Raw genomic sequence first — 8,962 nt, 5'->3', positions numbered from 1 at the left:
CCCTCCTGCCGTTCGCGCGGCTAGGCCGCGGGGGTCACAGTGCGACGCCGAGCAGCGCGTCGGCCGTGCGCGAGACGAGGCCCGGCGCGCCGGTGTCCTCGCCGCCCGTCTCCTGCTGGCGGGCGGCCCAGCGGTCGATGGCACGCAGGGCGCGGGGCGAGTCGAGGTCGTCCGCGAGCGCGTCGCGCACCTCCTCGACGAGCGTCTCCGCCGGGGTGCCGTCGGGCCGCGAGACGGCGGCGCGCCAGCGGGCGAGCCGGTCCACGGCCTCCTGGAGACCCTCGGCGGTCCACTCCCAGTCCGCGCGGTAGTGGTGCGCGAGCAGGGCGAGGCGGATCGCCGCCGGGTCCACGCCGTCCTTGCGGAGCTGCGAGACGAAGACCAGGTTGCCCCTGGACTTCGACATCTTCTCGCCGTCGAGCCCGACCATCCCCGCGTGTACGTACGAGCGTGCGAAGGGGTGCTCGCCGGTGAGGACCTGGGCGTGCGAGGCGCCCATCTCGTGGTGCGGGAAGGCGAGGTCGGAGCCGCCGCCCTGCACGTCGAAGGCCATGCCGAGGTGGTCGAGGGCGATGGCGACGCACTCGATGTGCCAGCCGGGGCGGCCGTCGCCGAGGCTGCCGCCGTCCCAGCTCGGCTCGCCCTCGCGGGCGGCCATCCACAGCATCGGGTCGAGCGGGTTCTTCTTGCCGGGACGCTCCGGGTCGCCGCCGCGCTCGGCGGAGAGCAGCCGCATCGCCTCGGCGTCGAGGTTCGAGACCTCCCCGAAGTGCCGGTCGGAGGCGACCGAGAAGTAGATGTCGCCCTCCAGTTCGTAGGCGGCGCCCCTCTCCCGCAGCCGTTCGACCAGCGGGACGATCCCGGGGATCGCCTCCACGGCGCCGATGTAGTGGCGCGGCGGCAGCATCCGCAGCGCGGTCATGTCCTCCCGGAAGAGGGCGGTCTCGCGCTCGGCGAGCCCGGTCCAGTCCTCGCCGTCGCGCACGGCCCGCTCCAGGAGCGGGTCGTCGACGTCGGTGACGTTCTGCACGTAGTGCACCTGGCGGCCGGAGTCGAGCCAGACCCGCTGGACGAGGTCGAAGGCGTTGTAGGTCGCCGCGTGTCCCATGTGCGTCGCGTCGTACGGGGTGATCCCGCAGACGTAGATACGGGCCACCTCGCCGGGGGTGAGCGTCACGGGACCGTCGGTCGCGGTGTCGTGTATTCGGAGGTCGCGGCCCTTGCCGGGCAGAGCGGGGACCTCGGAAGCGGGCCAGGAATGCATATGTCGAGGTTAACCGGCCCGGGGCGGGCCCGGCGGCCGGGTTCACCCCCTCCGGGGGTTTCCCGGCTCCGGCGCCGGACGGGCCGCAGGTCCCTACACCGGCGGCCAGGGGATGGCCGGCCACTCCTCGCCCGGCTCCGGGTGGACGCCGCTCTCGCGCAGCGCCGTCACCCGGGCCCGCAGGGCCGTGATCTCCGCCTCCGTGAGGAGAGGGGCCAGGGTGGCGGCCAGGGGGCCGTCCAGGGCATGTGCCACCCGCGCCAGGGCCTCGACGGCCTCCTCGGGCAACGGGTCGCCCGCCCAGCCCCACAGCAGGGTCCTGAGCTTGTCGTCCGTGTGGAAGCTGACGCCGTGGTCGATCGCGTGGAGGCCGCCCTGCGGGGTCGGCAGGAGGTGGCCGCCCTTGCGGTCGGCGTTGTTGATGACCGCGTCCAGGACGGACAGGAGCCGCAGCCGCGGGTCGTCGCGGTGCACGAGCAGCGCCGTACGGCCCTCCTCGACCTCCGCGAGGCCGATCGCCTTCCAGCCCTCCTCGGGCTCCTCGCCGTCCTGGAGGGCGAGGAGGCCGCCGCCGTCCTCGGCCGTCTCGATCCACAGCTGCGTCATCGCCTCGCCCCAGGGCCCCTCCCGGAGCACCGTGGGCGGGACAAAGTCCCAGCCCATCGCCTCGCACACGGCGAAGGCGGCGACCTCGCGGCGGGCGAGGTTGCCGTCGGGGAAGTCCCACAGCGGACGCTCGCCCGCGACGGGCTTGTGCACGCAGGCGAGGCTGTCCCCGTCGAGCACGGCGTCGCAGAGCAGGACGGCGTTGGAGGCCCGGGTGACGCGGCCGCGCGCGGTCAGCTCGCCCCGGGTGAGGATCTCGCGGACGCGCGCGGCGTCCCGTGCTTCGCTTCCGGTGGGCTCGCTCACTCCGACCTGCGGTATCCGTTCTGTCGCGGGCACACGTGTCCTTCGAGGTCGAGCGGGAGGTTGCAGAGCGGGCACAGCGGCCGGCCCGCGTTGACGACGTCGAGCGCGCGCTTGGCGAAGGCCCGGGCCTGCGAGCCGCTGAGCCGCACCCGCAGCATGGGCGGGCCGTTCTCGTCGTCCTGGAGCAGTTGCTCCTCGGCGGCGGCGAGTTCGTCGTCGGACTCGGCGTCGAGCTCCACGAGGGCCTGGGCCTCGACGATCATGCGCTCCCCGTCGCCGTCCCAGGCGAGCGCCATCGTGCCGACCCTGAACTCCTCCTCGACGGGGGTGTCGAGCGGGGCGGAATCGACGACCTCGGTGGGCGCGACGGCCGGGACGGCGGCGTTGCCGCCGCTGCGCCGTACGACCTCGTCCAGCAGCTCGTCCATGCGCTCGGCGAGCGCGGCGACCTGGGTCTTCTCCAGGGCGACGCTGGTGACCCGGCCACCGGCCGAAGCCTGGAGGAAGAAGGTACGGCGCCCGGGGAGCCCGACCGTACCGGCCACGAAGCGCTCCGGCGGGTCGTAGAGGAACACCTGACGGGACACGTCCTTGACTCTCCTTGGGGATCAGACGTCGGGGGGAGTGGGGCCCATGAGGCCACGGGTACCGGACAGCCTACTGCCGGTGACGATCAGGCCGCTCCCGCGCCGCCGCCGACCGTGGCCTGCCCCTGCGCGCCGCCCTCGGCACGGGGCCGCAGGCCCGCGAGGTCGCCGGTGTCGCCGAGGCGGACGAGGAAGGGGCGCAACCGCGTGTAGTGGATGACGGTCACGGAGCAGGGATCGACGTGGATGCGCTGGAACTGGTCGAGGTGCAGGCCGAGGGCGTCGGCGACGAGGGACTTGATGATGTCGCCGTGCGAGCACATGACGTACATGGCCTGTTCGCCGTGCTCCTCGGTGAGGCGCGCGTTCCACTCCCGTACCGCCTCGGCGGAGCGGGCCGCCATCGCGCGCAGGGACTCGCCGCCGGGGAAGGCCGCCGCCGAGGGGTGGTTCTGGACCACGTCCATGAGCGGTTCGCCGCTCAGCTCCTTGAGCTTGCGGCCCGTCCAGTCCCCGTAGTGGCACTCCCCGATCCGCTCCTCGCTGTGCAGCGGCAGCCCGGGGCGCGCGGCGAGCAGCGGGGCGAGCGTCTCCTCGCAGCGCTGGAGCGGGCTCGCGACCGCGGCCACGAGCGGCAGCCCCTCCAGCCGCCCCGGCAGCGCCGCGGCCTGCTCCCGCCCGCGTTCGTCCAGGGCGACCCCGGGCATCCACCCGGCGAGCACCCCTTCGGTGTTGGCGGTGGACCGTCCGTGGCGCACGAGGATGAGGGTGGTCATGCGCTCCACCCTACGCGGAGCGAAATTCCGGCCGGCACCACGTTCCGGCCCCCGCGGGGCAGGGCACTATGGGGTAGTGATCGTGGACTGCGGCATCTACCGGAACGGCCACCGCACGGACGGCCCCAGCGACTTCTCGGACGCGCTCGACGCCGCCCGTGCCGCCGGCGACGCCTTCGTGTGGATCGGCCTGCACGAGCCGAGCGAGGAGGAGTTCACGCATGTCACGGACGAGTTCAAGCTGCACCCGCTCGCGGTCGAGGACGCGCTCAAGGCGCACCAGCGCCCGAAGCTGGAGGTCTACGACGACTCGCTCTTCGTGGTCCTCAAGCCCGTGCACTACGCGACGGACAGCGACACGGTCTCCTCGGGCGAGCTGATGCTCTTCCTCGGCGACTCCTTCGTGGTCACCGTGCGGCACGGCGACGGGACGCCGATAGCGGAGCTGCGCAAGCACCTGGAGGAGAAGCCGGAGATGCTGCGGCACGGGCCGACCTCGGTGCTCTACTCCATCGCGGACGAGGTGGTGGACCACTACCTGGTGGTCGCCGACGAGTTGCAGAACGACCTGGAGGAGCTGGAGACGGTGGTCTTCTCGCCCGACGGCTCCGGCTCCGGGGCGGGCACGGCCTCGCGGATCTACAACTTCAAGCGGCAGATCCTGGAGTTCCGGCGCGCCACGGGGCCGCTCGCGATGCCGATGCTGCGCCTCGCGGGCAACGGCCCCTTCGCCGCCGCGGTGCCCTTCGTGGACGACGCGGTACGGCCCTTCTTCCGCGACGTGAGCGACCACCTCACGCGCGTCAACGAGTCGGTCGAGGGCCTGGACCGCCTCGTGTCCGACATCCTCTCGGCGCACCTCGCGCAGATGGGCGTCCGGCAGAACGACGACATGCGCAAGATCTCGGCCTGGGCGGCGATGGCGGCCGTGCCGACGATGATCGCGGGCATCTACGGGATGAACTTCGACCACATGCCCGAGCTGCACTGGGTGTGGTCGTACCCGGCGGTCATCGCGGTGATGATCGTCCTGGAGGTCCTGCTCTACCAGCAGTTCAAGCGGCGCGGCTGGCTCTGAGCCGCGCACGCGCCGCCGCGCACGCCCGACGAGCGGGCGGCGGGCGGCGGGTGTCTCAGGCGAACTCGGGCTCCGGGGTCGCGGGCCCGCCGAGCGCGTCGCGGCGCTGCGGCATCGAGAGCGTCACCATGCGGCGCCAGCCGACCGTGCGCTCCCACGCGTACGCGGCGCGGATCGCGGTGGCGAGGACGGCCGCCATGGGCCGGGACCAGCCGAGGATGCGCCCGATGTGGTCCATGACGGCGAGGCTCACGTCGCGGTAGATGAGGTTCTCGGCACGCGCGCACTCGTGCAGGACGCGCTGGATGACGCGGCCGTGGCCCTCGCCCGCGAGGCGCAGCAGCTCCTCGTGGCAGTACGCGAGGTGGTTGTCCTCGTCGGCCGAGATGATCCGGACCGCGTTGCCCACCTCGGGGTGCGCGGCGAAGTAGCGGCGCAGCATGTCCATCTGGTCCGAGGCGCGCTGCTCGGTGACGCGGCTGTGCGCGAGGTAGGTGATGACGTCCTCCTCGCTCAGCGGCTCGTCGGCGTCGAGCTTGGCGTGCGGGAGGCCGATACCCGCGCGTTCGAGGAGCATCGTGTAGTCGGTCTCGGGCGGGACCTCCACGGGCTCGACCCCGCGGCGGCGCATGAGGCCGTGGAAGATGCGCCCGTGCTTGTCCTCGTCGGCGCCGTGCCGGGCGACCTTCGGGGCCAGATGCACCATGCTCGCGGGGAGGAGGGCGGCGATCCGCCCGTTCTCCCAGCCGCCCTGGGCCTCGCCGCTGGCGGCCACCGAGCAGAAGAGCCGGTAGGTCTCGTCGTTGTCGATGATCTCCTGGAAGAGACTCCTGGCCGAAAGCATCTCCGTACCTCCACATCGGGGCGCGCACGTGCCCGCCCGACGAGTCAAGGCGCGGCCCCCGGGTCCGGCAAGCGGGCGGTGGAGGACGTGAGCCGTTCGGGTAAGCGGGCGGAGACGGGGGGCGGTACACGGGCGGGGACGGGAACGAGGGCGGGGCGCGTCCGGCCCGAAGCGCGCCCCGCTCCCGTACCGGGTGCCGCTCAGGCCGTCCCGGAGCGCTCCAGCGCCTCGGCCCCGACGCGCAGCGCGTTGATCCGCTCCTCGCGCGTGAACCCGGCGGGGGCGAGGGTGAGCGTGGTGACCCCGGCCGCCGCGTAGGCGCGCATCCCGTCGGCGACGCGGTCCACGGAGCCGAGCAGGGTCGTGGAGTCGATGAGGCTGTGCGGGACGGCGGCGGCGGCGCCGTCCTTGTCGCCCGCGAGGTACTTGTCCTGGATCTCGGCCGCCTCCTTCTCGTACCCCATGCGCTGGGCGAGGCGGTTGTAGAAGTTCTGCTTGCGGCTGCCCATGCCGCCAACGTAGAGGGCGGTGTACGGGCGGAAGGTGTCGGCCAGCGCCTCGACGTCGTCGCCGGTCGCGAGCGGCACGGTGGGGACGACGTCGAAGCCCTCCATCGTCTTGCCCGCCTTCTCGCGGCCCGCGCGGATCGGGGCAAGCGCCGTCTCCTCCAGGTGCGCGGCGGAGGGGAAGATGAGGAGCGCGCCGTCCGCGATCTCGCCGGTCTGCTCCAGGTTCTTCGGGCCGATCGCGGCGATGTAGAGCGGGATGTGCGGGCGCTCGGGGTGGACGGTGAGCTTGAGCGGCTTGCCGGGGCCGCCGGGCAACGGCAGCGTCCAGTGCGCGCCCTCGTAGGACAGGCGCTCGCGGCTCATCGCGCGGCGCACGATCTCCACGTACTCCCGCGTGCGCGCGAGCGGCTTGTCGAACTTGACGCCGTACCAGCCCTCGGAGACCTGCGGGCCCGAGACGCCGAGGCCGAGCCGGAACCGGCCGCCGGAGAGCGAGTCGAGGGTCGCCGCGGTCATCGCGGTCATCGCGGGCTGCCGGGCCGGGATCTGGAGGATCGCCGAGCCGATGTCGATGCGCTCGGTCTTCGCCGCCACGTAGGCGAGGACGGTGGGGGCGTCCGAACCGTACGCCTCGGCGGCCCAGCAGACCGCGTACCCGAGGCGGTCCGCCTCCTGCGCGACGGCGAGATTGTCCGCGTCCATGCCCGCGCCCCAGTAGCCGAGATTGATCCCGAGCCGCATGAGCCACACCCCTTACTGGTCAGTAACGTTACGCGGGGACTCTACTGCCCGCAGGTACGGGGCGACAGGGCGGCGACGCGCGCGGGCCCGTGAGCTTCGTCCCCGCGCGCCCCGGGACGCGCCCCGCGCACCACCCCACGAACGGACGTCCGACGCGTAATCTCAGCGTCCATGGAGCAGAGGCATCTCGGCCGCACCGGCCTGCGCGTGTCCCGGATCGGACTCGGCACCCTCGGCTGGGGCCGGGACACCGACGAGCACGAGGCCGCCGCCTCGCTCAAGGTCTTCTGGGAGGCGGGCGGCACGCTGGTCGACACCGCCGACGTCTACGCGGACGGCGAGGCCGAATACCTGCTCGGGCAGCTCGTCGAGTCGCTCGTCCCGCGCCGCGACCTCGTGATCGCGACGAAGGCGGGCAGCGTGCCCGACCCCGACCGCCGCTTCAACGCCTCGCGCGGCCACCTGCTCGCCGCGCTCGACGCCTCGCTCCGGCGGCTCGGCACCGACTACGTGGACCTGTGGCAGGTGCACGCCTTCGACCCGGTGACTCCGCTGGAGGAGACCCTTCAAGCGCTCGACCTGGCGGTGAGCACGGGCCGGGCGCGGTACGCGGGCGTCTCCAACTTCAGCGGCTGGCAGCTCGCCAAGGCCGCCACCTGGCAGCTCGCGGGCGGCGGCACGCGCACCCGGCTCGCCAGCACGCAGATGGAGTACTCGCTGCTCCAGCGCGGGGTGGAGCGCGAGGTGCTGCCCGCCGCGCGCGACCTCGGCGTGGGGCTGCTGCCCTCCTCACCGCTGGGGCGCGGGGTGCTCACCGGCAAGTACCGCGAGGGCGCGCGCCCGGCGGGTTCGCGCGGGTCGGGCGAGGCGATGGCCGGTTTCGTCGCCCCCTACCTCGACGGCACGGCCTCGGCGGTCGTGGAGGCGGTCGCCACGGCCGCCGACGGCCTCGCGGCGACACCGCTGCACGTCGCGCTCGCCTGGGTGCGCGACCGGCCCGGCGTCGTCGCCCCGATCGTCGGCGCGCGCGACGCCCGGCAGCTGAGCGAGGCGCTGTCGGTGGAGGGCCTTAGTCTTCCTGACGAGATCTGCCGGGCCCTGGACGACGTGTCCGCGCCCGTGCACCGCTATCCCGACCAGGACTGGAGCACGCTGTGAGCACGGAGCCGGCAGCCGGGGAACCCGGTACGGAGCCCGAGGAGACCGGCCCGGAGACCACGCGCACCGGTCCGGGGACCACCGGCACCGGTCCGGAACCCGAGGCCGCCGGTCCGGAACCCGATGGCACCGGTGCCGCCGAGGACACGGGTGCGGGTGGGGCGGACGCGGCCCCCGCCGGGGACGGGAGCGACGCCGCCGCCGGGGACGCCGACGGGAAGACCGCCGCGCAGCTCTCCGAGGCGGAGGCGGAGCTCGCCGCCCAGCGGGTCGAGCGGGCGCGGATCGCGGCGCGCAAGGCCGCGCGCGAGGAACCCGTCGCGGCGGGGACGAAGCTCACGGGCAAGGCCGCCGAACTGCTCGCCGCCGTCCGCGCGGTCGAGCAGGGCGAGCGGCCCGACGCGACCTTCGACGCGCCCGCGCCAGCCGTCGCCCGCGCCGTGCCACTCCCCCGCCGCCCCGCCCCGCCGAGCCCGTCGCCGCGCCCCCCGCCGCCTCGGCGCCCGACCCGGCGACGCTCTCCGCCGTCACCGCGCTGCTCAGGCGCGGCGGCGCGCCCGAGGCCCTCGCCCCGGCGGCCGTGCGCGCGCTGGGCGAGGGCGCGGCGGCCGGGCTGGAGTCCGATCCCTGGCAGTTGCTGCGCCTCGCGGGCGTCACGCCCGAGCACGCCGACGCCTTCGCCCGCGCCCTGCTCGGCGCCGGGGCGGAGCCCGGGGACGTGCGCCGGGGGCGGGCGCTGACCGTACGGCTCCTGGAGGACGCGGCCCTGCGCGGGCACACCGTCCGCGAACTGGCCGAACTCGCCGCCGCGCTCAACAAGCACGGCGTCCCCGACGCCGAGGAGGCCGTCCAGGAGGCCGTCGCGGAGGGCGACGCGCTGCTCTTCCAGGACGGTGTCCCGCCCGCCGGGGACGAGGAGGAGGAAGCACCGCCGGTGCCCGTGCTCGTCGGTCTGGAGCGGTACGCGCTCGCCGAGGAGAGCCTCGCGGACGCGCTCGGCCGGATCGCCGCCGCCGAGGCGGGGACCGAGGACGGCTGGGGTCCGGCCGCCGAGGCGGCGGGGCGCGGCAGCGCGGCCGAACTCGTCCGGGCC

Annotated in this window: 9 protein-coding genes; 3 read left to right on the top strand and 6 right to left on the bottom strand. The window is 74.3% G+C overall.

Translation table 11 applies throughout. The features are described from left to right. Window positions 1-34: 34 nt before the first annotated feature. The 4 genes from mshC to SSBG_RS24770 all read right to left on the bottom strand — a co-directional run bounded on the left by mshC (window position 35) and on the right by SSBG_RS24770 (window position 3,539). Window positions 35-1,264, bottom strand: a complete 1,230-nt coding sequence (gene mshC, locus SSBG_RS24785; protein ID WP_008748810.1) for a cysteine--1-D-myo-inosityl 2-amino-2-deoxy-alpha-D-glucopyranoside ligase — start codon at window positions 1,262-1,264, stop codon at window positions 35-37. A gap of 93 nt (window positions 1,265-1,357) precedes the next feature. After that, window positions 1,358-2,176 (bottom strand): SCO1664 family protein, encoded by an 819-nt coding sequence (locus SSBG_RS24780; RefSeq protein ID WP_008748809.1) that lies wholly within the window; start codon window positions 2,174-2,176, stop codon window positions 1,358-1,360. Continuing rightward, entirely contained in the window at window positions 2,173-2,763 is a 591-nt protein-coding gene (locus SSBG_RS24775; RefSeq protein ID WP_008748808.1) for a DUF3090 domain-containing protein, read from the bottom strand. The genes SSBG_RS24780 and SSBG_RS24775 overlap by 4 nt, the downstream gene beginning before the upstream one ends. Before the next feature lie 86 nt (window positions 2,764-2,849). Beyond that, window positions 2,850-3,539, bottom strand: a complete 690-nt coding sequence (locus SSBG_RS24770; RefSeq protein ID WP_037870573.1) for a histidine phosphatase family protein — start codon at window positions 3,537-3,539, stop codon at window positions 2,850-2,852. Window positions 3,540-3,615: 76 nt separating this feature from the next. On the opposite strand from SSBG_RS24770, the gene corA reads away from it, so the two are divergent. After that, complete coding sequence (gene corA / locus SSBG_RS24765) at window positions 3,616-4,617, top strand: magnesium/cobalt transporter CorA (protein WP_008748806.1); 1,002 nt, start codon at window positions 3,616-3,618, stop codon at window positions 4,615-4,617. Between the two features lie 55 nt (window positions 4,618-4,672). On the opposite strand, the gene SSBG_RS24760 is transcribed toward corA, so the two are convergent. Both SSBG_RS24760 and SSBG_RS24755 read right to left on the bottom strand, forming a co-directional pair. Further along, entirely contained in the window at window positions 4,673-5,461 is a 789-nt protein-coding gene (locus SSBG_RS24760) for a hypothetical protein (RefSeq protein WP_008748805.1), read from the bottom strand. A 200-nt stretch (window positions 5,462-5,661) separates the two neighbouring features. Beyond that, entirely contained in the window at window positions 5,662-6,711 is a 1,050-nt protein-coding gene (locus SSBG_RS24755) for an LLM class F420-dependent oxidoreductase (protein ID WP_008748804.1), read from the bottom strand. Window positions 6,712-6,882: 171 nt separating this feature from the next. Here SSBG_RS24755 and SSBG_RS24750 point away from each other — a divergent pair, with 171 nt between their 5' ends. Further along, a complete protein-coding gene (locus SSBG_RS24750) occupies window positions 6,883-7,869 on the top strand; it encodes an aldo/keto reductase (RefSeq protein WP_008748803.1) in 987 nt (328 codons plus the stop codon). A gap of 580 nt (window positions 7,870-8,449) precedes the next feature. Next, the coding region (locus SSBG_RS36250) for a helix-hairpin-helix domain-containing protein (RefSeq protein WP_420790328.1) at window positions 8,450-8,962 on the top strand (513 nt) is incomplete at its 3' end.

This window comes from Streptomyces sp. SPB074 (assembly GCF_000154905.1).
In the GTDB taxonomy this organism is placed as follows: Bacteria; Actinomycetota; Actinomycetes; order Streptomycetales; family Streptomycetaceae; genus Streptomyces.
Note: the sequence above shows the minus strand (reverse complement) of the source record. Positions and strands in the feature narration are given on the sequence as shown.

What these genes read in the sequence shown, in the direction of transcription:
- mshC (WP_008748810.1), bottom strand. Translation starts at nt 1,264, where the DNA reads ATGCATTCCTGGCCCGCTTCCGAGGTCCCCGCTCTGCCCGGCAAGGGC.
- SSBG_RS24770 (WP_037870573.1), bottom strand. Translation starts at nt 3,539, where the DNA reads ATGACCACCCTCATCCTCGTGCGCCACGGACGGTCCACCGCCAACACC.
- SSBG_RS24760 (WP_008748805.1), bottom strand. Translation starts at nt 5,461, where the DNA reads ATGCTTTCGGCCAGGAGTCTCTTCCAGGAGATCATCGACAACGACGAG.
- SSBG_RS24755 (WP_008748804.1), bottom strand. Translation starts at nt 6,711, where the DNA reads ATGCGGCTCGGGATCAATCTCGGCTACTGGGGCGCGGGCATGGACGCG.
- SSBG_RS24750 (WP_008748803.1), top strand. Translation starts at nt 6,883, where the DNA reads ATGGAGCAGAGGCATCTCGGCCGCACCGGCCTGCGCGTGTCCCGGATC.